We start from the raw sequence: 22,968 nt of genomic DNA, 5'->3' as shown, positions 1-22,968 counted from the left end.
TCGTCACGCCTCAATCGGCCGCCTTCGCGTACACGCGCCGGCCGCCGACCCAGGTCTGCAGCACCTGGGTCGACCAGATGCGCGCAGGAGGATCGGCGAACACATCATGGTCGATCAGGATGAAATCGGCCCAGTGTCCCGGCTCGAGCGTGCCCATGCGGTCTTCGGCATGACGCGCCCAGGCCGCGCCCCAGGTGAACGCGCGCAGCGCCTCGACCAGGGTCATCTTCTGCTGCGCGTACCAGCCGCCGGGCGGGCGGCCCTCGTGGTCCTGGCGCGTCACTGCCGAATACAGGCCGTAGAACGGGTTGGGTGATTCGACCGGAAAATCCGAGCCGCCGGCGATCACGGTGCCCTGCTTGAGGAAGCTGCGCCAGGCGTAGGCGCCGCGCATGCGCGCCGTGCCGATGCGCGCCTCGGCCATGTTCATGTCCGAGGTTGCGTGGGTCGGCTGCATCGAGGCGACCAGGCCCAGGCGCGGGAAACGTGCGATGTCGGCCGGCGCCAGCACCTGCGCATGCTCGATGCGGTTGCGCAGCGCCTTGGCCTTGGCGCCGCGCACGCGATACACCTGCGCGTAGGCGTCGAGCACCTCGCGGTTGGCGGCATCGCCGATCGCGTGTACACCGACCTGGTAGCCGCGGGCGATCGCCTTGTCGATCATCGCCTGCAACTGCGCCGGGGTCTCGAACAGCAGGCCGGTATCGTGCGGCGCGTCGCTGTAGGGCGCGAGCAAGGCCGCGCCACGACTGCCCAGGGCGCCGTCGGCAAACAGCTTGACCGCGCGCACGTCGAGCATGTCGTTGCCGTAGCGCTCGATCAGGCCAGCGGCGGCGATGTGATCGAACGCCTCGCCGGTTCCGCCGATCATCGCGTAGATGCGCGCGGTGAGCCGGCCCGCGTCGGCATGGCGCCGGTACAGCGCCACCGTGGCCGCGTCGACGCCGGCATCGTGCACGCCGGTCAGGCCCACGCGCGCGAGCTCGGCCAGCGCCGCATCGAGCGCCGCCTCGGCTTCGGCGGCGTCGGGCGGCGGAATCTTCGCCTCCACCAGGCTCATGGCGGCATCCACGAACACGCCGTTCGGATTGCCGTCGGCATCGCGCTCGATGCGGCCACCGGCCGGATCGGGCGTGTTGCGGTCGATGCCGGCCAGCTTCATCGCCGCACTGTTGGCCCAGGCCGCATGACCATCGACGCGCCCGAGCCAGACCGGGCGCTCGGCCACCACGCGATCGAGTTCGGCGGCGCGCGGAAAGCGCCCGAGGTGCCACACTTCCTGGTTCCATCCGCGGCCCTGGATCCACGCCGTCTGCGGATGCGCGGCCGCATAGCTGCCGACCTTCGCCACCGCGGCGTCGAGTGAAGCGGTGTCGCGCAGATCGATCTGGCGCAGCGCGATGCCGAGCCCCATCACATGCCCGTGCGCATCGATCAGACCCGGCAGCAGGGTGCGGCCACCGCCATCGAGATGCTGCGCGGTACCGGCGCGCGGCGCGAGTTCGGCATGCGAGCCGATCGCGACGACCTTGCCCTGCTCGACCAGCATCGACTCGAAACGCCTGAGCTTGCCGGCCGCGTCGAGCGTGTAGCCGTTGACGTGATCGACGAACAGGTCGGCAGCCGCGGCCGGCAGGGTGCAGCACGCGGCCAGGATGAGCGCCGCCAGGCGCGGCAGGATCGGGTTCATGACGAGGTCACCTCGGATGACGATGGGAGACGGCCGCCACCAGCGCGGCTGCGGCAAACCGCGAGCATAGCGCGCGATCATCCTCTGGCGCGGCGCCGGTCAGCGGGGTGGCGGGTCGGCGTGCTCGCCCGCGCCGGCCGCGAGCAGCCCGCGCAGCTCGCGCGCCTGCTGCTGCAGCGCAAGCCACGCAGCCTGCCACTGGCCCTCACGCGGCGTGGCGTGCTCGAAGCGCAGCAGCCGTTGCGACACGATCTCGAGCTGCTGGCGCAGTTGCGCCACCTGCGCCAGCGCGGCCTCGTGCTCGCGCTTGCCGATGAAGTACACCTTGCGGTCGCGGCACACGCCGATGCAGGTCTGCGGCGCCTCGATCTTGCCGCAGCCGATGCACTGCCAGGCCGCGATGTACTCGGTCATGTCGCCCTCGCCCCGCGCCGGGCGCAACGCAGGCGCGTCACGCCCGCGCCGCAATCAATGTTGGTGATCGGCTGCGGCCGGCGTGGCTGCGGGCCAGGCCGGATCGTCGAACTGCCGCGGATACGGCGCCACCGCATCGCGCATCGCCGCCACCGCGGCCTTGTCGGCCGGATCCTTGTCGAGCCGCTGCGCCGCGGCGAGCAGCGGCACGAGGATCGCGTGCAGGCCCGCGTCGGGTTCGGCCGGCAGCTTGCAGTTGGCGAACATGAACTTGACCGCGTCCTCGATCGCGACCGCGAACTCGCGCGCCTGCTCGTTGCTCATGTGGCCCATCTCGTGGTGGCTGAGGTCGCTCAGCGCGGCGCGCACGCGCGCCATGCCTTCGCGCAGCGGGGCATCGGTGGCCCAGCGCTGGGCCGGCGTCGTGACCGCCGCGGCAGCGTGCGCGGCGTGGGCGGCATGGTCGTGCTGGGCGTGCTCCTGCGCGGCGGCGGGCAGTGCGGCGCAGGTCAAAGTCGCCGCGAGCGCGGCGGCGAGCGGGTATGGACGCATCATGGTGTCTCCACAACGTACGGAACCGGCGCAGTATCGCGCAGCGCAACCGAACCGCCCTTGACCCGCGTCACCGGCGCCTGCGGCACTTGCGCGCAGGTCCGCGCGGTTTGATCGGGATCAGCGCAACCACATCGGCTAGGCTGCACGCTGCCCGCCACGTTCCCAGCCCCCTGCCGCCGTGCCTGCCGAACCCACCGCGCCCCCGTTCCAGCACGACCACGTGCTCGACGCCTGTTTCCTCGGCCCCTATGGCGAGAACGACGCGCTGCTCGAGCGCATCCTCGTCGAATTCCTGCGCGATCACGTCTATTGGCGGCGCAACTTCCACCCCGAGGATCCGCCGGCGATCGGCACCGCGGCCTCGCTGCATCCCGACTACCAGGCCTTCGAGGCGCGCATGCGCCGCGAGCTGCACCAGCTGTCGGCGGCGCTCAAGCGCTCGATGCCGTTCCACAGTCCGCGCTACATCGGCCACATGGCCTCCGACCTGCTGCTGCCGGGACTGGCGGCGCAGATGCTGGCGCTGCCCTACAACCCCAACAACGTCACCGACGAAGCCGCGCCGGTGACGGTCGATCTCGAGGTCAAGGTCGGCCTGCAGCTCGCGCGCATGCTCGGCTACCCGAGCGACCCGGCGCGAGCCGACTGCGCCTTCGGCCACCTGACCTCGGGCGGCACGCTGGCCAACTATCAGGCGCTGCGCCTCGCGCTCGCGCTCAAGGCGTTTCCGCTCGCGCTGCGCGCGGCCGGCGCGCCCGGGCTCGACCTGCCCGACGACGACTGGGCGGCGTTCAACCTCGGCAACGCGGCGACGATCGACCTGCTCGGGCGCTGGCAGGCCTGGCTTGCCGCGCAGCCGCCACGCGAGCGCGCGCAGTGGCATGCGCGCGTGGAGGCGCAGCGCATCGAGCAGCTCGGCATCGCGGGCTTCTTCGCCGCGCACCCGCAGTTGCGCCTGCCGCGCGTGCTGGCGCCGATCACCGCGCACTACTCGTGGAGCAAGGGCGTCAAGATGCTCGGCCTGGGCCGCGCCCAGCTCGACCTGCTGCCGACGCACGGCATGCGTCTGGATGCCGATGCGCTGGCCGAACACGTGCAGCGCTGCGCCCGCGAGCGCATTCCCGTGCTGCTCGCGGTCGCGGTGCTCGGCAGCACCGAGTACGGCACGATCGACCCGGTCGACGGCGTGCTCGCCGCACGCGAGGCCACGCGCGCGCAGGGCCTCGACTTCGCGGTGCACGTCGACGCGGCCTGGGGCGGCTACCTGGCGACGATCTTCCGCCACGAGGACGGCTCGCTGCGCGAGCGCGAGGCGATCGCCGCCGAGTTCAAGTACTTTCCCTCGCCGCCGCTGTACCGCGCCTTCGCCGCGCTGGCCGACACCGATTCGGTCACGGTCGATCCGCACAAGCTCGGCTATCTGCCGTTCGGCAGCGGCGCCTTCGTCTGCCGCGACCATCGCGCGATGGACCTGCTCGCCGAGCGCGCCGACTACATCTTCCATGGCGAGGCGCCACGCGATTACCTGCAGCGCTTCCGCAGCCTCGGCCAGTTCATCCCCGAGGGCTCCAAGTCCGGAGCGGCCGCCGCCGGCGTCTACGTCGCGCACCAGGTGCTGCCGCTCGACCACCGCAACTTCGGCCGCATGCCGCGCTCGACCGTGCGCTGCACCGAGCTGTTCTACGAGCGCGCGCAGCGCTTCGCTGCCCAGGTCGCCGGCTACCTGCACGCGCGCGTGCCGTTCGAGCCCGACAGCAACCTCGTCTGCCTGGCCTTCAACCCGCGCGGCAACCGCTCGCTGGCACAGGCCAACGCATTCCTGTGGCGCCTGTACGAGCGCCTGCGCCCTGACGTGCACCAGCCGCTGCAGGTGAAGGAATTCTTCGGCTCGGTGACGACGCTGCGGCCCGAGCTGGTCGGTGCCGGACCCGCCCGCGAGATCCTCACCTCGCTCGGCATCGATGCCGACGCCGATGCCGACAGCGACGGCGGCGCGCTGGTCGTGCTGCGCCACACGCTGATGAATCCCTGGCTCATCGACCGCGAAAACGGCATAAGCTACATCGACCGATACTTCGACTTCCTCATGCGCTGCACGGCAGCGCTGCTCGACCGGAATCCACCCGCATGAGCCACACCCACGCCGGCGACCGCGCCTGGCTGCACGCCGCGATCGATGCGCTCGAGCGCGAGGCCGCGCGCTCGGCCGACACCCACCTGCTCAAGATCGAGCTGCCGGGCTATGCCGGCATCGATTTCTATTTCAAGGACGAAGCCGCCCACCCGACCGGCAGCCTCAAGCATCGCCTGGCCCGCTCGCTGTACCTGTACGCGCTGTGCAACGGTCGCCTGCGCCAGGGCCAACCCGTGGTCGATGCGTCCTCGGGCAGCACCGCGATCGCGGAAGCCTGGTTCGCGCGCCTGCTCGGCCTGCAGTTCACGGCGGTGATGCCGGCCAACACGGCGCCGGCCAAGATCCGCGCGGTGGAGGCGCTGGGCGGCCGTTGCGACCTCGTCGACGACCCGGACGCGGTGTGTGCACGCGCCGCCGACCACGCCCGGCGCGGTGCCTGCCACCTCGACCAGTTCGGCCTCGCCGAGCGCGCCACCGACTGGCGCGGCAACAACAACATCGCCGAGTCGATCCTCGGCCAGCTTGCGCGCGAACCGCACGCGCAGCCGGCCTGGATCGTTTGCGGTGCCGGCACCGGCGGCACCTCGGCGACGATCGGCCGCTACCTGCGCTATCGCCGCCTGCCGACGCAGTTATGCGTGGCCGAGCCGTGCGGACGCAGCTTCGCCCAGGGCTGGCGCACGCGCTGCGAGGATGCCAGCGCCTGCACGCCGACGCTGATCGAGGGCATCGGCCGCACGCATGTCGAGCCCTGCTTCCTGTTCGCGGTGGTCGATGCCGTGCTCGAAGTGCCCGATGCCGCCTCGATCGCGGCCACCTGGATGCTCGAGGACATCTTCGCGCGACGCTACGGCGGTTCCTCGGGCACCAACTTCGTGGCCTGCCTCGAACTGGCCGCCGGCATGCGCGCGCGCGGCGAGCGCGGCAGCATCGTCACGCTGCTGTGCGACCGCGGCGAGCGCTATGCCGAGACGCTGTTCGATGCCGACTGGCTCAAGGCGCACGGCATCGATCCGCGCGACTGGCAGGCGCGACTCGCCCAGTGCCTTGCCCACGGCAACGCGCCGCTGTCCGCAGACACATGACGCCAGCCCCGGTCGCACTGTTCGGTTACGGCCGGTTCGGACAGGCCTTCGCCACGCTGTTGCGCGCGGCCGGCCATCGCGTGCACGTGGTCGACCCGGTCGCGGCGGTGCCGGCGGAACTGGCCGGCACGACCGCAGCGGCGCTCGCCGATGCCGCGTGGGTCGTGCTGGCGATGCCGCTGCGTCACATGCGCGCCGCGCTGCTCGAACTGCGGCCGCAGCTCACCGCGCAGCACGCGGTGATCGATGTCGGCAGCGTCAAGCTCCATCCGCAGCAGTGGCTCGACGAAATCCTCGGCACCGACATTCCTCACGCGGGCACCCATCCGCTGTTCGGCCCGCTGAGCCTCGCGCGTGGCGAACGCCCGTTGCGCGTCGTGGTCTGCCCGAGCGCATTGCATCCGGACCTGGTGCCGCGCGTGCGCGCACTGCTCGAAGGACTCGGCTGCGAGGTCATCGAGCGCGACGCCGCCGCGCACGACGAGGCGATGGCACAGACCCACGCGCTCGCGTTCTACATCGCCAAGGCGCTGGTCGAGATGGGGATCGGCGAGGATCTGTCGATGGCGCCGCCCTCGTTCCTCGGCCTGACCAGCATGCTCGCCGCGGTGCGCGGCGACGCCGGTCACCTGTTTGCCTCGATCCAACAGGAAAACCCCTACTCGGCCCTTGCGCGCGAGCGTTTCATCGCCACCTTGCGCGATATCCACGAGCGCCTGCAGCGTGAGTCCGACGCGCGGGCGCTCGCGATTCCCGCCGCAGGCGGAACCGGGCCGGAGCCGACCTGACCGTGCGAGCCACGTTGCGCCAACGCTGCCAGCACCGCGCCATCGCCTGGGCCGGTCTTGTCGCGATCGGGCTGGCCGCGCTCGCGCCGGTGGTGTCGCAGACGCTCGCCGCATCGCGCCTGCAGGCGCAGCGCGAGGCGGCCGCGCAGTGGCAGCCCACGTCGCCGCACGCACGGCACTTGGTCGCGGCGCCGCCCGCCAGCGACGTCACCAACGTCACCGACGCGCACGCCGCGCATGGTCATGGCGGACACGCCGCGATGGCCAGCAGCCATGCCCACGACGCGGCCACGCCCGCGGGACCGGCTCCACCCACCCCTGGCCACGCGCACGCGCATGGCGGCGCGCACGGCGAGGATCCGCTCGCCGCCTGCGGCTACTGCGACCTGTTTCTGCACAGCCCGGTCGTGTTCGCGCTTGCCGCGCTGCCGCCGGCTCCCGCGCCCGCCGCGCCGCCACCGCCCTGCCTGCCGCAGTTGCCGGTGCGGCCCACGCTGACGCTGCTGACAGCCGCGCCGCGCGGCCCGCCCGCGATGCCGCGGGTCGCCTGATTCCCCGCCCGGCTGCGCCACGCGCGCAGTCCCCGTCCCGTGCGCCCGACCGCGGCGCGCCGCTCACCTGCCGTGGGCGGCGTGCGGTGCGCGCCGGCGTCGCTGCGGAGCGGCGGCCCGATGAGACCTGCCTCGCGCCGGCGCGCTGCGCCGCGCATCCAAACCATTGCGACATTCGAGGTTCCTCATGTACATGCAGCATCACCATGCGCGCGGCATCGACCACGCGCCCGCAGCACCACCGGCCGCCAACGATGGCGCCGCCTGCCCACTGTCCGGCCCGGCCACGCCATGCGCACGCCGGCCCGCGCGCAACCACGCGGCAACACGGCGCCTGCACGCGAGCTTGCGCTTGCTCGCGCTGTGCATGCTCGGCGCATTGCCGTCACTGCAGGCCAGCGAACCGGCCACGGTCGAGCTCGATCCAATCGTCGTCACCGAGTCGCCACCGGCCACGCCGCTGACGGTCGAGATCGACCCCAAGGCGCCGCGCCAACCGGTGCCGGCCAGCGACGGCGCCGACCTGCTCAAGTCGGTCCCCGGCTTCAGCGTGATCCGCAAAGGCGGCAGCAACGGCGATGCCATGCTGCGCGGCATGGCCGGCTCGCGCCTGGGCCTGGCGATCGACGGCGCCCAGCTCGGCGGCGGCTGTCCCTCGCGCATGGATCCGGCCACCGCCTACGTGGCGCCGGCGCTGTTCGACCGCGTCACGATCATCAAGGGGCCGCAGACCGTGTTGTACGGACCGGTCGGCTCGGCCGGCACGGTGCTGTTCGCGCGCGACGTGCCGCATTACGCCGCGGCGGGCTTCGCCGCGCAGGGTGACCTTCTGTTCGGCAGTCATGCGCGCGCCGACCAGAGCATGGACCTGCGCGCCGGCAACCCGCACGGCTATGTCGGTCTGACCGCCGACCACACGCGCAGTGGCGACTATGCCGACGGCGACGGGCAGCGCGTGCATTCGTCATGGGACCGCTGGAGCGCCGATGCGCGGCTGGGCTGGACACCCGATGCACGCACGCGCCTCGAACTCAGTGCCGGCAAGGGCGACGGCCAGGCCGCCTATGCGTTCAGCGGCATGGATGGCGCGCAGTTCCTGCGCGAGAGCGTGGGCCTGAGCATCGAGCACAAGCCGGTCAGCGGCCGCCTGCAGTCGATCGCCGCAAGCGTGTACTCCAACTACGCCGACCACGTGATGGACAACTACACGCTACGCCAGCCCGATCCGCACGGCATGATGCCGATGCCGATGGCCAGCAACGTCGCCCGTCGCACCAACGGCGGCCGCCTCGCCGCCACGCTCGATTGGGATGGCGCGGTACAGCTCGCAAGCGGCATCGACGTGTCGAACAATGCACACACCAGCCGCATGGGCGGTCCGCCTGGCAGCATGGCCGGCGACTGGCGCAGCAAGCCGCGCCGGCGCGACGCGCGTTTCGAGCAGGCCGGTGCATTCGGCGAACTCACCTGGAGTCTCGACGCACGGCGCCGTCTCGTCGCCGGCGCGCGCGTGGATCGCCATCGCGTCGATGGCTACGGCCTCACCGCGATGTCGGCTGCCGGCGGCGTGGACAAGGGCATGGGTGATCCGGTCGCAACGGTTAGCGCAGACCGCAGCCGCACGCTGCCGAGCGCCTTCCTGCGCTGGGAGCACGACCTCGACGCCGCCACCACGCTGCAGGTCGGCCTTGGCCATGCGCAGCGCTTTCCCGACTACTGGGAGCTGTTCGGCCGCTACGCCCAGCACAGCGTGGCGGCGTTCCAGGCGCTCGCGCCCGAACGCACCACCCAGCTCGATGCCGGCGTCGTGCATCGCGGCGAGCGCTTCGAGAGCTGGCTGTCGGCGTATGCCGGCAGCGTGAACGACTACATCATCATCGACCGCAGCGGCGGCATGCAGCCGACCAGCCGGGCGCGCAACATCGATGCGCGCATCGCGGGCGCCGAAGCCGGCGCGAAGTGGCGCCTCGGCGAACTGTGGTCGACCGACGCGAGCCTGGCCTGGGCCTGGGGCGAGGACCACACGCGCCACCGCGCATTGCCGCAAATGCCGCCGCTCGAGGCGCGCTTCGGACTCGTGCGCGACAACGGCCGCTGGTCGCTCGGCGCGCTCGCGCGCGTGGTCGCCGCCCAGCATCGCGTGGCGATCGGCTCGGGCAACATCATCGGCCAGGATCTCGGGCCGAGCGCGGGCTTTGCCGTGTTCTCGCTCAACGGCGGCTGGCGCATCGACGAGCGCATCAAACTCGCCGCCGGCATCGACAACCTGTTCGACCGCAGCTACGCCGAGCACGTCAACGCCGCCAGCGCCGAACTGGCCGGCTACGTCAACACGCTGCGCGTCAACGAACCGGGCCGCTCGGCGTGGGCCGAGTTGCGGGTTTCGTTCTGATCCAAATCAAGTGCTGCGCACGCAACGCACGGTAGCGTGCGCAGCACACGCACCACATGCGGCGTCGGTGCGTTCGCGTCCTTGCACGAGACATCGACATGAGCGAGCGACAACCATTGCCGACCCACAGCATCGTGCTCGGCGCTTGGCGCTGGCGGCGGCACTGGCAGCTTCGGATCGCGAGCGTCGCGCTGGCTTGCGCGTGCGCGTGGGTGGCGGCGGCAGCTCCGACCGGCGGCGCTGCCGGCGCTGCCGCCACGCCCGGCCAGCCGCCCGACTATGCAGACCCGCAATCGTGGCTGGCCCTGCCGGCCCACCCTTCGGCAGCGATGCGCACACCGCGCGAGGCCGGGATGTCCGACCTGCAATCGCTCGCGGTCGCCGACGTGTTCTACATCCACCCGACCACCAGCATGCGTGGCGACTTGCGCAATGCGCCAATCGATGACCCCGAGGCCAGGCGTACCGCCGAGCTCATGCTCATGACCCAGGCCAGCGCGTTCAACGCGGTGGCGCGCATCTACGCGCCGCGCTATCGCCAGATCACGCTGCCGACCTACGCGCTGGGCGCCGACGCGCTGCAGGAACCCGCCGCGATCGCGTACGCCGACGTGCTGGCGGCGTTCCGTTACTACATCGAGCATTACAACCACGGGCGACCGTTCTTCGTGCTCGGCCACAGCCAGGGCACCAATCACGCCCAGCGCCTGCTCAGCGATGCAATCCAGGACAGCCCGCTGCGAGGCCTGCTGGTGGCGGCATATCTCCCGGGCCAGCCGATACCACGCGCCGTGTTTGCTGCCGACCTCACCCGGCTCGCACCCTGCCGGCGACCCGCGCAAACGGGCTGCGTTGCGGTCTGGGGCACGTTCGGGGAAGGCGGCGGCGACGATCTGGCTGCCTGGCAGCACGACAACCTGTACTGGGACCGCGCGCTGCGGCTTTGGGCCGACTCGCGCGGCATGCCGCTGGTCAACATCAACCCGGTGAGCTGGGACGTGCGCATGCGACGCACCCCACCGCGCCTGCACCGTGGTGCAGTGCCGTTCGGAACCGACACGACGTTCGGCACGGTGATACCGCGGCTGCTCGCGGTGCGTGACGCCGGCAACTATGTCTTCGTCGGACCCGAACCGCTTTCCACGCGCTGGTTCGACGATGGCGGCGTCTTCGGTGGCCGCAATTACCACGTGTTCGATGTCGCGCTGTTCTGGCTCGACCTGCGCGAAAACGCGCACCTGCGCCTCAATGCATGGCGCAGGCAGCATGGCGCACGCGAACCACTGCTGGATACCACGGCCACCGCATCCGCACAGGTCGGTCGACCCTGGAGCTACCGGATCCGCGCCAGCGCGCGCGCCGACCGCTATGCGGTTGAGGGCCTGCCAGCCGGTCTCGCGCTGGATGCGCGGCGCGGCGTGATCAGCGGCACGCCTACCGCCGTGGGCGTGTACGCACTGCGCTTGAGCGCGCGCAATGCGCACGGCAGCACGCACGCCGAGCTGGCATTGAGCGTGACCGCGGCCGACGCCGGCGACGGCCGCTGATCGGGCCGCCGCGCACGCGCTGCATCACGCCGGCGGCAACCGCAGTTGCGGCTGCGGCTCGCGCAGCACGAATTCGCGCTGCACGTGCGCGATGAGGTCACGCTGGCTGCCGAACGGCAGTTCGCGCGCCGCGCGCGTGAGCGTGACCCAGCGGAAGGCCGAGTGCTCGCGGTTGAGCCGCACCTCGGCGGCGTTGCCGACCCGCGCGACGAAGGCCGGCACGAGCTGGATGCAGTCGTGTGCGGCGTCGTAGAACTGTTCGCAGAAGCTGGTGGCGTGGAGCGTGTCCGCGACGAGGCCGGTTTCCTCGGCCAGTTCGCGTCGCGCCGCCTGCGCGCCCGTCTCGCCGGCTTCGACATGCCCGGCCACATAGCTCCACACGCCGTCGAGGTAGGCCGAGTGGCGGTGCAGCACGAGCATGCGCGTGCGCGCGCCGCGCCCGCGCAGGACCACGATCGACACCATGCTGCAGCGTACCGGCACTTGGGCCACGGGCTTGCCCACATCGGAACCTGCCGCATTGTGGCATGCGTGCCGGCGGCGCGGCTCAATCGAAGCCGTCGCGGAAAATCACGTCGTTGCCACTGATCACGAGCAGGCTCGCCGACATCGCCGGCAGCGCGGTGAGGCTCAGGCTGGTGCCGGCCAGCGTGCCGCTCGCGATCTCGTGCACGGGCTGGCTAGCGTCGAAGCCGTACAGCGTCCACTGGGCGCCGGGCGAAGCGGCAAAGGCGACGTTGACGTCCTGCGCCGAGGCGGTCTTGTTGGTGAGCAGCAGCAACGTGCGCGCACCGCTGCTGAAGGCGTAGGCGCCAACCTGGTCGACGTTGGCGCTGACCGCACGCACGCTGCTGCCCTGCACGCGGCCGCCAGCGCCGTCATAGTCGAGGAACAACTGGAAGGCCCGCTCCACGCGCGTGTTGGCCTCGGGCGCGACCCAGCGCGTGGCCATGTCGACGCCCTCGCGCGCGAAGAGGCCGAACAGCTCGGCCTGCGCCACCGCGCCGCTGGCCGTGCCATCGTTGCCCCAACGGTATTCGGTGATCGCCAGCCGCGTGCCCGGGCAGTACTGGTCGATCCACGCGCGTGCGCGGCGGATCAGCTGGGGCTTGCTGTAGTGGTTGGCATCGAAGTCGCCGAGATCGGCGAGCCACGACTCGGACACCCACGCCGGGTCGTACAGCTCCTTGAGCGCGCGCAGGCGCCGCGCCGCGGTGGCGCTGGAGTCGTCGTCGCTCATCGACACGTTCTGGCCCTGCGGGTAGTAGTGCAGGTCGAGGTAGTCGACCACGCGCGCGCCACCGGGCAGCGGATTGGCGCAGACCTGCTGCAGATACCAGGCCACGAAGGCGAGCCCGCCGTGCGCGCTGCGGTCGCTGCCATCCATGCAGTCGTCGGCGGCCGAGCCGAACAGGTCGCAGTAGCCCCAGGTGACGGGACCGAGGACCTGGGCGGCCGGATCCTGCTGCTTGATCGCACTGCCGTAGGCGAGCGCCTTGGCCCAGGTTTCGTCATAAGTCGTCGGTGCCGGATGCACGTCGCGGTGGGTGGAGTTCCACAGCATCACTTCGTTGTCGAGCGCATAGAAGCGCACGCCACCACTGGCGGCGGTGCCGAAGCTGGCCTGCAGATGGGCGATCCACGGCGTCCAAAACGCGGGCGTGACTGCGCTGGAGGTGTCGTGCGGATCGTTGCCGGTGATCAGGGTGCCATTGCTGCGCACGCCATTGCCGGCGTCGGGATCCCATGGGTCGGTCGACTGCTGCGCGCCGTACTTGGCCACCGAGAACCCGGCGAAATACGGATGCGACTGCGGGCTGTCGGCGCGCGGTGTCCAGCCGATGGTCGGGATCGTCAGCAGCACCTCGCCGCCCCAGCCGCGGGTGGCGCTCACGAACGCATCGGCGGCGTTGCCCAGCGGCGGCACCTGGCTGCGGTCGCTGGCACCGGGAATGTTCTCGTAGTACCAGTCGTCGGCCGTGCTGTGCACGTCGACCTGCCAGTTGTAGCGCGTGGTGGAGTTGCCGCCCCAGCGCCGCAGCGGATAGCCGATTACCGCATTGCGCGCGGCGTCGCCGTAGTTGATGCCGAAGATGAGGGGACTGAACGGACGCACGTCGGCGGCCGCGTCGACACTGACGTTGACCGCGGCGGCGGCGGAACCGGCACAGCCAGCGACAAGCAGGCACAGCAGCGGACGATGATGGCGGCAAGGCATGGTGTTTTCCCCGTCGACCGCGCTCTTCGCGGCCTCCCGTCACGCTACTACGCGGATGTCGCCGCAAACCCATCACGCCGTCACATTCGCCAGCCTGCGGCGACGCAGGCATCATGCGCGCTTTGCCCCGCCGCCGCGCGCATGTCGACACCCGCCCCCACTGCCCTGCTCGCCTACTGCCGACCCGGCTTCGAGGCCGAACTGGCCCAGGAACTGGCCGCACACGACCTCGGCCACGGCGGTGGCGGCTACGCGCGCAGCGAACGTGGCAGCGGATTCGTCGAGTTCGTGAGTGCGCATGCGGCCACGCTGGCCGCCGACTGGCATCGGTTCGTGTTCGCGCGCCAGGCGCTGGTGGTGCTCGGCCGCGCGCGCGACATGCCGGCGCAGGACCGCATCAGCGCCCTGCTGCCGTTGCTCGAGGCCGACCCGCGACGCTGGTGCGACGTCGTGGTCGAAGCACCCGACAACGACGCGGCGCGCGAACTCGCCGCACTGTGCCGCGGCCTCAATGCGGCGCTGCTGGGCACGCTGCGCCAGCGCCACCTGCTCGAGCGCGACTCGCGCTGGCGCCTGCATGTGTGCCTGGAGTCGGGGCGCGATGCCTTTGTCTGCGCCGCCGACGTGGCCCGCAGCTCACCCTGGCCCGGCGGCATCCCGCGCCTGAAGTTCCCGCCCGGCGCGCCGAGCCGCTCGACGCTCAAGCTGGAGGAAGCCCTGCTCGTGCTGCTCGATGCCGACGAGCGCGCGCGCTGGCTGCGCGAGGGCATGCGCGCGGTCGACCTCGGCGCGGCGCCAGGCGGGTGGACCTGGCAGCTCGTGCGGCGCCGGCTGCACGTCACCGCGGTCGACAATGGGCCGATGGATGCCGGGCTGATGGCCTCGGGCCTGGTCGAGCACCTGCGCGCGGACGGCTTTGCCTGGCAGCCGCGCAAGAGTGTCGACTGGCTCGTCTGCGACATGGTCGAGCAGCCGCGGCGGGTTGCCGCGCGCATCGCGCACTGGCTCGCGCAAGGCTGGTGCCGCTACACGATCTTCAATCTCAAGCTGCCGATGAAGAAGCGCTACGCCGAGGTGGAGCTGTGCCTGGACCTGCTGCGCAACGAAGTCGCCGCGCCGCTCGACCTGCGCGCGCGCCAGCTCTACCACGACCGCGAGGAAATCACCGTGTTCGCGCGGCCGACCTGAGCGCGCGGGTCGCCAGCCGCCACGACCGGCGGCGCCGGCACTGGTGCCGCCGTGGCGTCCGCGGGACAATCGCCGCCGGGGCTGCGGGCTGCCTGCGGCATGAACGCAGGCGTTCGCCGCGCACGCAATCACGACGATGGGGGCGACGATGAAGGCAACGAGAATGCTCGCCGGCGCAGCGCTTGCGCTGGTGCTGGGGTGTGCAGCGCCGCTGGCGGGCGCCAGCAGCAGTGGCGTGGTGATCAGCCAGGCCTATGGCGGCGGCGGCAACAGCGGCGCCACCTACAGGAACGATTTCATCGAACTGTTCAACGCCGGCAGTACGCCCGTATCGATCGGCGGCTGGTCGGTGCAATACTCGAGCGCGACCGGCACCTCCTGGCAGGTCACGCCGCTCGGCGCCTCGGTGACGTTGCAGCCGGGCCAGTATTTCCTCATCCAGCAGGCAGCCGGCAGCGGCGGCACCGTCGACCTGCCCACGCCCGATGCGAGCGGCACGATCGCGATGGCGGGAAGCGGCGGCAAGCTCGCGCTGGTGAGCAATACCACCGCGCTCAGCGGCAACTGCCCAAGCGGCACCGCGATCGTCGACTTCCTCGGCTTCGCGACCACCGCCAACTGCTACGAGGGCAGCGGCCCCGCGCCGGCGCCGAGCAATACCACGGCCAGCCTGCGCAAGGCCGACGGCTGCACCGACACCGATGACAACGCCGCCGACTTCCTCGCCGGCGCGCCGACGCCGCGCAACAGCGGTGCCACGCTCAATGCCTGCGGCGGTGGCGGCCCGACCAACCCCAGCGCGACCGGCAGTGCGAGTCCGGCAGCGGTGGCGCCCGGCGCCGGCACCACGCTGACCGTCGTCGTCACGCCGGGCACCAGCCCGGCCAGTGCGAGCTACACGGTCAGCGCCAATCTCAGCGCGATCGGCGGCGCCAATCCGGCCACGTTCAGCGACGCCGGCCCCGACGGCAGCGGCCATCAGCTGTTCACCTACGCGGCCACCGTGGACGGCGCGACCACGCCGGGCAGCAAGTCGTTGCCGGTGAGCGTCGTCGACGACCAGAGCCGCACGGCCAGCACTACGATCGCGCTCACGGTCACGGCACCGCCGCTCACGATCATGCAGATCCAGGGCCACGGCGCGACCTCGCCGCTGGTCGGCCAGATCGTCACCACGGCCGGCAATGTGGTCACCGCGGTCGGACCCAAGGGCTTCTTCATGCAGGATCCGGTCGGCGATGGCGACACCACGACCTCGGACGGCATCTACGTCTACACCGTGACCGCACCGAGCGTGACGGTCGGCAACCAGGTGACGGTGACGGGCAAGGTCACCGAATACTTCGGCATCACCGAACTGACCACGGCGACGGTCGCGGTAACCGCCGCGACCGGCCCGACCGTCGCGCCCTGGGTGCTCGACGACCACCCGCCGAGCAGCGACCCGACCACCGGCATCTGCATGGCGGCTGGCAGTACGGTCGATCCCGTGACCGATGGCTACCAGGCCAGCAACTTCACCTGTCTCGACGGCATGCTGGTGCGGATGAACGAGGCCCGCGTGACCGGCGGCACCTACAGCTCGGGCGGTGGCGATGCGATCCACACCGGCAATCCGGCCGGCTTCTACGCCGCGCTGGCCAGCCAGCCGCGCCCGGCGCGTGGCCCCGGCGTGCAGTTCCCCGGCGTCAGCGGCCATCCGGAAATCCCGGTGTGGGGCGGCGCGCCGCAGGTGCTGACCGTGTTCTACAACGGCCTGGGCTTCGCCGCCGGCAGCGACGATCCGGGCCACGACAATCCCGACTACGACGATCCGTCCGACTTCGTCTACCACGCCGGCACCACCTTCGCGGTCACCGGCGTGATTCAGGCCTACAAGCCTGCATCGGCCACCACGCCGATCTACGAGCTGTATCCGCGCGACATGACCACACTGGTGCGCAAGACGCCGGCCGATGCGGTGCAGCCGGTGGCCACGCCGGTGGCCGGCACGCTGACGATCGGCTCGCAGAACTTCCTGCACCTTTTCAACAACGTCGCCGACGGCAGCGCCAACAACGGCGCCTACAACGACACCTGCGCCGGCACCGGCGCCAACGACACCTGCCCGACCGCTGCGCAATACCAGATCCGCCGCGACAAGTGGTCGCGCCAGATCTGCGACGTGCTCAAATCACCCGTGCTGCTGGCGGTGCAGGAAATCGAGAACCGCAACGTGCTGGCCGATCTCGCCGCCAGCGTGCAGACGCGCTGCGGCACCGCCTACGTGCCCTATCTCATCCAGGGCAACGATCCCGGCGGCATCAACCTCGGCATCCTCGCGCGCGACGACGTGACAGTCGATTCGGTCACGCAGTTGTTCCGTACCACGCTGACCGTCAACTGCTCCAGTGGCAGCTCGTGCAAACTCAATGACCGGCCGCCGCTGCTGATGCGGGCGAGCTGGAACGGCTACCCCTTCGCGTTCCTGTCGATGTACAACCGTTCGATGAGTGGCCTGCCGAGCAAGCCCTATGTCGGACCCAAGCGCGCCGAACAGGCCGCCCAGGTGGCGCAGATCGTGCAGGCGTGGCAGAGCGGCGCCACGCTGGTCGGCGCCGGCACCACGCGCCAGGCCGCCGACGGTACGCTCACGGCCGGCCCGTTCGACCTCGTCGGCGACGCCGATGTGCCGCTGATCGTCGCCGGCGATTTCAACGCCTACCAGTTCAGTGACGGCTACGCCGACGTCACCGGCATGATCATGGGCACGGCCGACCAGGGCAGCAACCTGTACTGGTTCACGGGCAACGCCGCCAACACCGACACGCCCACCTACGTGGCGCCGGCGCCGGCACTGCTCGATACCGGCAGCGCGGCCGACCCGGCCAGCCACTACTCGTTCACGTTCAGCGGCCTCACCCAGGAGATCGATCACATCCTGCTGTCGCGGCTCGCCTGGCGCGACTTCATCGGCGTGTCCAACGCGCATGGCAACGCCGATGTCGCCGAGGCCAGCGGCGTGATCCTCAACGACCTCACCGCCGCGCGCAGCGGCGATCACGACGGCAAGGTCGTCACCCTGGTGGTCGACCGCATCTTCGCCGACGGCTTCGACATGACGCCGTAAGCGGCTATCCTTGCGGGCGACCGCTGCTCGACGGGGCCGGACAACCGGCCCCGTTTTCATTGCCGATGCACAGACTCAAATCCCTGCTGCCGCTGCTGGCGCTCGTCGCGCTCGGTCTTGGCCTGTTCCTTGCGGGCGCATTCGACCATTTCGACCCGCACCACATCGTCGAGGAAGAAGTGACGCTGCATGCCCGCATCGTCGCCCACCCGCTGCTGGCGCGGCTGCTGCATGTCGGTGCGATGACGCTGGCGATCGCCACCGGCCTGCCCGGTGCCGTCCTGGTGGTGTTCGCGGGCGGCATCCTGTTCGGTGTCGTCGAGGGCACCGTGCTGTCGTCGCTGGGCACCTGCCTGGGCGCGCTGGCGCTGTTCCTGGCCAGCCGCCGCGCGTTTGCCGACGGCAGCGGCCATGCACCGGCGCTGGTCGAGCGGCTGCGTGCGGGCTACCACGCCTACCCGGTCAGCTACACGATGTTCCTGCGGCTGGTGCCGTTCTTCCCGTTTGGCGCGGTCACGGTGGCGCTGGCCTGGCTGCGTTGCCCACTGTGGCTGTTCATGCTCGCCACCGTGAGCGGCGGCAGCGTGATGATCGCGTTCGAGACCGCGCTCGGCGCCGGCCTCGCCGACACGATCGTGCGCGACGGCCACGTTTCGCTCAACATCCTCGGCCATCCGCAGGTACTGCTGCCGCTGCTCGGCATGGCGATGTTCGCGCTGACGCCGATCCTCGTCGGGCGACTGCGCCGCCGGCACGCCGGCGCGGCGCCACCGCCCTGACCCGGCCACCGCTCGCTGCGGTGCACACGCCACCGCCTGGCGCAATTGAGCGTGCGCGCGGCCTTCGGCTATGCTGCGCTGCGCTGTTCACGCACCTTGGCCTGCGAGCACCACCTTGACCGTCGTTACCGCGCCCGTCGTGCGCAAATCACTGTGGCGCGCGATCGCCGTGACCGTGCTGGTGGCAGCCGCCAACATCGCGCTGTGGGCGTTCCTCAACCGGCCGGCCCACATCGCCGACTGGCGTGGCGACATCGGCGGCCTCGCCTACAACCCCTCGCAGCGCTACCAGGATCCGACCAAGCTGATCTTTCCGAGCGAAGCCGAGCTCGACAGCGACATTCGCCTGCTGTCGCACTACACACATCGGCTGCGCACCTATTCCTCGTACGAGAACCCGCAGATCCCGCGCATCGCACGCTTCTATGGCATGAGCGTGATGGCCGGCGCGTGGATCGAAGGCCGCGCCGAGCGCAACGAGCGCGAGCTGGCCGCACTGATCGCGCTTGCGCGCAACAACGACAACATCGACCGCGTCATCGTCGGCAATGAGGTGATCCTGCGCGGCGACCTGCCGGTGCGCAAGCTGATCCAGTATCTGGACCGTGCGCGGGCCCAGCTCCACGTTCCGGTATCGACCGCCGAGCCGCTCGATTCGTGGCAGCGCAATCCCGAACTGATCCGCCATGTCGATTTCGTCACCGTGCACGTGTTGCCGTACTGGGAACGCGTGCCGCGCAAGGATGCGGTCGGCTTCGTGCTCGGCCAGCTCAAGTCGCTGCGCGAGATCGTCGACCAGGTTTCGCCGGGCAAGCCGATCGTGCTCGGCGAAGTCGGCTGGCCATCCAACGGCGACCGCCGCGAGCATGCGCAACCCTCGATCGCCGACGAGGCCCACTTCCTGCGCGACTGGTTCAACGTCGCCGCCCGCGAGCACATCGACTACTACGTGATGGAGGCGATCGACCAGCCGTGGAAGGAACAGATCGGCGGGCGCGTGGAGGCGTACTGGGGCGTGTTCAACGCCGCGCGCGAGCCCAAGTTCGCCCTCACCGGCACCGTGATCGAGGATCCGCTGTGGCCGTGGAAGGCCGCCGCCGCTTCGCTGCTGGCGCTGCTGCCGATGTTCTGGTTTGCCCGCCATTTCATCCGCTTCCGCGTCACCGGCCTGTTCTTCTTCCTGCTGCTGGTGCAGCTGTCGGCGTCGATCCTGGTGTGGATGGCCACCCTCCCCTACGATTTCTACCTGTCGCCGCTCGACTGGACCATGCTGCTGCTGCTGTTCCCGGCGCAGCTGGCGATCATCCTGATCCTGCTCATCAACGGGTTCGAGTTCACCGAGGTGATCTGGCGCCCGTTCTGGCTGCGCGAGTTCAAGCTGCTCACGCCGGCGCCGGACGAACCGCAGCCGTTCGTGTCGATCCACCTGGCCTGCTACAACGAGCCACCCGAGATGGTGATCCTCACGCTCGACTCGCTGGCGGCGCTCGACTACGACAACTACGAGGTCATCGTCCTCGACAACAACACCAGGAACCCGGAGATCTGGCAGCCGGTGCAGGCCCATTGCGAACGGCTCGGGGCGAAGTTCCGCTTCTACCACCTCGAACCCTGGCCCGGATTCAAGGCCGGCGCGCTCAATTACGGGCTCGAGGTCACCGATCCGCGCGCCGAAGTGGTGGCCGTGATCGATGCCGACTACGAGGTGCGCAGCGACTGGCTGCGCGCGCTGACCGGCTATTTCCACAATCCCCGCGTCGCCGTGGTGCAGTGTCCGCAGGCGCACCGCGAATGGCAGCACAATGCATTCCGCCGCATGACCAACTGGGAATACGACGGTTTCTTCCGCATCGGCATGCACCATCGCAACGAGCGCAACGCGATCATCCAGCACGGCACGATGACGATGGTGCGGCGCAGTGCGCTGGTCGACACCGGCGGCTGGTCGGAGTGGACGATCTGCGAGGACGCCGAGCTCGGCCTGCGCCTCATGCATGCCGGCCACGAGCTCGTCTACGTCGATGAGCTGATGGGCAAGGGCCTCACGCCGGCCGACTTCAAGGCCTACAAGTCGCAGCGCACGCGCTGGGCCTTCGGGGCGATGCAGATCATGAAGGCACGGTTGGGCTGGATGGTTTCGCGCCGTTCGCCGCTGAGCCGCGGCCAGCGCTTCCACTTCCTCACCGGCTGGTTCTCGTGGTTCGGCGATGCGCTGCACCTGGTGTTCACGCTGATGGCGATGCTGTGGACGCTGGGCATGGTGCTGGCACCGCAGTACTTCATGCTGCCGATGTACCTGTTCCTCGTGCCGCTGATCGGCTTTTTCCTGTTCAAGGCCGCGTTCGGCATCATCCTCTACCGCGTGCGCGTGCCCTGTTCGTGGCGCGACACGATCGCGGCCTCGGTCGCCAGCATGGGACTGTCGCATGCGATCGCCAACGGCATCTTCCAGGGCCTGTGGCGCCGGAAGGGCGAGTTCGTGCGCACCGCCAAGAGCCGCCGCATCGGCAAGAAACCCAACCCGTTCATGGCCGTGAGCGAGGAACTGCTGCTGTTCCTGGCGCTCATCGCCTGCATCGTCGGCATGATCAACTCCAGCGGCATCAACTACATCGAGGGCCGGCTGTGGATCGCGATCCTCGCCGCGCAGGCGATCCCCTACGGTTCGGCGCTGATCGGAGCGTGGGTGGCGCATCGCTCGGGCGACGCGGCCGGTTGAAGCCAACCGTGCGGCGCGCGGATGTCGCCTCGCCGTTGCGCGATCGACCGGGCTGTCCCTAGCGCCGCCGACCGAACCAGGAGCGGCCGCTGCGTTCGCTGTCGACCGGAGTCGACAGGCGCGATTCGATCAGGCCGATCGCGTCGTAGGCGTTCACGACGTCGAACACATCCGCCATCTTGGCGCCCGAAGCCGCGGCGATCTCGTGCAGCCGCAGCGGCTGCAACAGCGTCGAGGCGATGCGATGGACCCAGGCGTAGCCGGCCTCGGCCACGGCGGGTTCGGTGAGACGGTAGGTCGCCTTCGGGTCGAGGTGGCGCGCAAGGTGGCCCGCCGAATGCAGCAGCACGTCGAGCCAGGCCAGTCGCACATACGGCACGGCGACGAGGGTATCGCGTGCCTGCGCCAGCTCGCTGCTGCGCAGTGGCACCCAGTCGCACAGGCGCCAGCGCGCACGCACGTATGCCTCGGCCGCATGCAGGCCACCGGCGATATGGGCCAGGCGGTGCTTGGGATCGAGCACGATCGGCAGTGCCCCTTCGAGCTCGAAGCGCGCCGGACCGCGCAGCAGTCCGCCGCTGAGGTATTCACGCAGCGGGCGTGGCGCGGTTTCCTCGAGCATGGCCTCGCGCGAGGCCCACACGCGCGGCGTTGCCGCGGTTTTCACGCGCAATGCGCCCAGCGCCTGCCGATCCTGCTCGCGCTGCAGGGCGAGCAGGTCATCGAGTGCCGGCGCCACCCCGGCGCGTGCGCTCGCGGGACGCGCCTCGGCCATGCCGATGCCGAGGTCGTGGACGCGGAACTCATTGCTCTCGACCTGCAGGCCCAGCGGTTTGCCGCCGCCGCTGACGACACGATTGAGCAACTCGATCAGCGTGGCACGCTGCAGCGGTCGCTGCAGCACCAGTTCGGCATCGGGCACGGGCACGTCGGAGAAGATCGCGCAGCGCAGGCCGCTGCAGCGTGCGCGCGCCTGGGCCATCTCGCCGGCGAAGTCGCGCACGTCGACCACCAGCAGGTCGGCGCCGTCCTCCTCGCCGAGTCGCCACGGTACCGACAGCTCGTCGGCGCAGGCGCGCAGCAGCAGGCGCAGGTGGGCCAGTTCAGCCTCACCCAAGCCGGCGCATGCGATGACCCGTTCGCGGTCCACGATCTGCCCGGAATCCAGCCCCTGTGCAGCGCGATCCTACGGGGTTTGCCCCGCTGGCCGCAATCGCCCCGGGGCCCGGCCTCAGCGCGTGCGGCCCGGCGCCGGGCGGCGCGGCCGCTTGGGCTTGAGCAGGGTGCCGCTGCAGTTGCGGGCGCCGCAGCGACAGGCCCAGATCGCCTTGAGGCGCGGCGTCAGGCGCTCCTCGAGCACGATGCCGTAGTCGTAGGTGAGTTCCTCGCCCGCGTGCAGCGCGCGCAGCGTCTCGATGATGACGCGGTCCTTGCGCGGGTCGCCGCCCGGATCCTCGTGGATGAACGCCTTGCAGTTGGGCGCGCAGCTGTGGTTGATCCAGCGCGCGATGCTGCCATCGGTATTGGCATCGATGACGTATCGCTCATTGAGCGTGAACAGGAAGGTGTGGCCGCTATCGCTGGAATTGGCGTACTTGCGGTCGGCCTGCGCCACGGTCAGCAGCTTGCCGCGGTATTCGATCAGCTCGACGCCCTTGGCGATGTCGACAAGGGCGAACACGCCATTGCCATGGATGGGGGAACGGCGGGCGGCAATGCGTCGGGTCATGCGTCTGGATCGATGGGAAAGTCGCGCATGATAGCGCGCGCCGCGACCGCGAACCGCATCGCCGGCTCGT

Annotated in this window: 17 protein-coding genes; 10 read left to right on the top strand and 7 right to left on the bottom strand. The window is 70.4% G+C overall.

The window, feature by feature from the left end; translation table 11 throughout:
- Nucleotides 1-10: 10 nt before the first annotated feature.
- The 3 genes from KF903_RS00530 to KF903_RS00520 form a co-directional block, all read right to left on the bottom strand.
- Complete coding sequence (locus tag KF903_RS00530) at nt 11-1,690, bottom strand: amidohydrolase (protein WP_291209729.1); 1,680 nt, start codon at nt 1,688-1,690, stop codon at nt 11-13.
- A gap of 99 nt (nt 1,691-1,789) precedes the next feature.
- Nucleotides 1,790-2,104 carry a hypothetical protein gene (locus KF903_RS00525; protein ID WP_291209727.1) on the bottom strand — a complete coding sequence of 105 codons (315 nt, stop codon included), beginning with the start codon at nt 2,102-2,104 and terminating at the stop codon, nt 1,790-1,792.
- Between the two features lie 54 nt (nt 2,105-2,158).
- A complete protein-coding gene (locus KF903_RS00520) occupies nt 2,159-2,659 on the bottom strand; it encodes a DnrO protein (protein ID WP_291209725.1) in 501 nt (166 codons plus the stop codon).
- A gap of 178 nt (nt 2,660-2,837) precedes the next feature.
- Between KF903_RS00520 and KF903_RS00515 the strand changes: the two genes are divergently transcribed.
- The 6 genes from KF903_RS00515 (at nt 2,838) to KF903_RS00490 (ending at nt 11,156) form a co-directional block, all read left to right on the top strand.
- A complete protein-coding gene (locus KF903_RS00515; RefSeq protein ID WP_291209723.1) occupies nt 2,838-4,790 on the top strand; it encodes a pyridoxal-dependent decarboxylase in 1,953 nt (650 codons plus the stop codon).
- Nucleotides 4,787-5,878 (top strand): PLP-dependent cysteine synthase family protein, encoded by a 1,092-nt coding sequence (locus KF903_RS00510; protein WP_291209721.1) that lies wholly within the window; start codon nt 4,787-4,789, stop codon nt 5,876-5,878. The genes KF903_RS00515 and KF903_RS00510 overlap by 4 nt, the downstream gene beginning before the upstream one ends.
- Nucleotides 5,875-6,666 carry a prephenate dehydrogenase/arogenate dehydrogenase family protein gene (locus KF903_RS00505; RefSeq protein ID WP_291209719.1) on the top strand — a complete coding sequence of 264 codons (792 nt, stop codon included), beginning with the start codon at nt 5,875-5,877 and terminating at the stop codon, nt 6,664-6,666. The genes KF903_RS00510 and KF903_RS00505 overlap by 4 nt, the downstream gene beginning before the upstream one ends.
- Nucleotides 6,667-6,668: 2 nt before the next feature.
- Nucleotides 6,669-7,217 carry a hypothetical protein gene (locus tag KF903_RS00500; RefSeq protein ID WP_291209717.1) on the top strand — a complete coding sequence of 183 codons (549 nt, stop codon included), beginning with the start codon at nt 6,669-6,671 and terminating at the stop codon, nt 7,215-7,217.
- Between the two features lie 187 nt (nt 7,218-7,404).
- Nucleotides 7,405-9,609, top strand: coding sequence for a TonB-dependent copper receptor (locus KF903_RS00495; protein WP_291209716.1), 2,205 nt, complete (start codon nt 7,405-7,407; stop codon nt 9,607-9,609).
- A 98-nt stretch (nt 9,610-9,707) separates the two neighbouring features.
- Complete coding sequence (locus KF903_RS00490; RefSeq protein WP_291209714.1) at nt 9,708-11,156, top strand: DUF3089 domain-containing protein; 1,449 nt, start codon at nt 9,708-9,710, stop codon at nt 11,154-11,156.
- A 24-nt stretch (nt 11,157-11,180) separates the two neighbouring features.
- Here the strand turns inward: KF903_RS00490 and KF903_RS00485 are convergent, their stop codons facing one another.
- Together KF903_RS00485 and KF903_RS00480 are read right to left on the bottom strand one after the other, a co-directional pair.
- Nucleotides 11,181-11,660: an NUDIX domain-containing protein gene (locus tag KF903_RS00485; RefSeq protein ID WP_291209712.1), complete on the bottom strand. Its 480-nt coding sequence runs from the start codon at nt 11,658-11,660 to the stop codon at nt 11,181-11,183.
- 43 nt (nt 11,661-11,703) lie between these two features.
- The gene (locus KF903_RS00480; protein ID WP_291209710.1) at nt 11,704-13,374 is read right to left on the bottom strand and encodes a glycoside hydrolase family 44 protein; all 1,671 of its coding nucleotides are present in this window, start codon (nt 13,372-13,374) and stop codon (nt 11,704-11,706) included.
- Nucleotides 13,375-13,515: 141 nt separating this feature from the next.
- Here KF903_RS00480 and rlmM point away from each other — a divergent pair, with 141 nt between their 5' ends.
- From rlmM to KF903_RS00460, 4 genes are all read left to right on the top strand, one after another.
- On the top strand, nt 13,516-14,562 hold the full coding sequence (gene rlmM / locus KF903_RS00475; RefSeq protein ID WP_291209709.1) for a 23S rRNA (cytidine(2498)-2'-O)-methyltransferase RlmM: 1,047 nt from the start codon (nt 13,516-13,518) through the stop codon (nt 14,560-14,562).
- Between the two features lie 148 nt (nt 14,563-14,710).
- Entirely contained in the window at nt 14,711-17,671 is a 2,961-nt protein-coding gene (locus KF903_RS00470) for a lamin tail domain-containing protein (RefSeq protein ID WP_291209708.1), read from the top strand.
- Nucleotides 17,672-17,736: 65 nt separating this feature from the next.
- Nucleotides 17,737-18,450, top strand: coding sequence for a VTT domain-containing protein (locus KF903_RS00465; protein WP_291209707.1), 714 nt, complete (start codon nt 17,737-17,739; stop codon nt 18,448-18,450).
- 139 nt (nt 18,451-18,589) lie between these two features.
- Nucleotides 18,590-21,169, top strand: coding sequence for a glycosyltransferase (locus KF903_RS00460; protein WP_291209705.1), 2,580 nt, complete (start codon nt 18,590-18,592; stop codon nt 21,167-21,169).
- A 58-nt stretch (nt 21,170-21,227) separates the two neighbouring features.
- On the opposite strand, the gene KF903_RS00455 is transcribed toward KF903_RS00460, so the two are convergent.
- Together KF903_RS00455 and KF903_RS00450 are read right to left on the bottom strand one after the other, a co-directional pair.
- Nucleotides 21,228-22,286, bottom strand: a complete 1,059-nt coding sequence (locus tag KF903_RS00455; protein ID WP_291209703.1) for a hypothetical protein — start codon at nt 22,284-22,286, stop codon at nt 21,228-21,230.
- 114 nt (nt 22,287-22,400) lie between these two features.
- The gene (locus KF903_RS00450; protein ID WP_291209701.1) at nt 22,401-22,898 is read right to left on the bottom strand and encodes an SET domain-containing protein-lysine N-methyltransferase; all 498 of its coding nucleotides are present in this window, start codon (nt 22,896-22,898) and stop codon (nt 22,401-22,403) included.
- Between the last annotated feature and the right edge of the window lie 70 nt (nt 22,899-22,968).

The sequence above is a fragment of the Dokdonella sp. genome, from assembly GCF_019634845.1.
GTDB lineage: Bacteria > Pseudomonadota > Gammaproteobacteria > Xanthomonadales > Rhodanobacteraceae > Dokdonella_A.
Note: the sequence above shows the minus strand (reverse complement) of the source record. Positions and strands in the feature narration are given on the sequence as shown.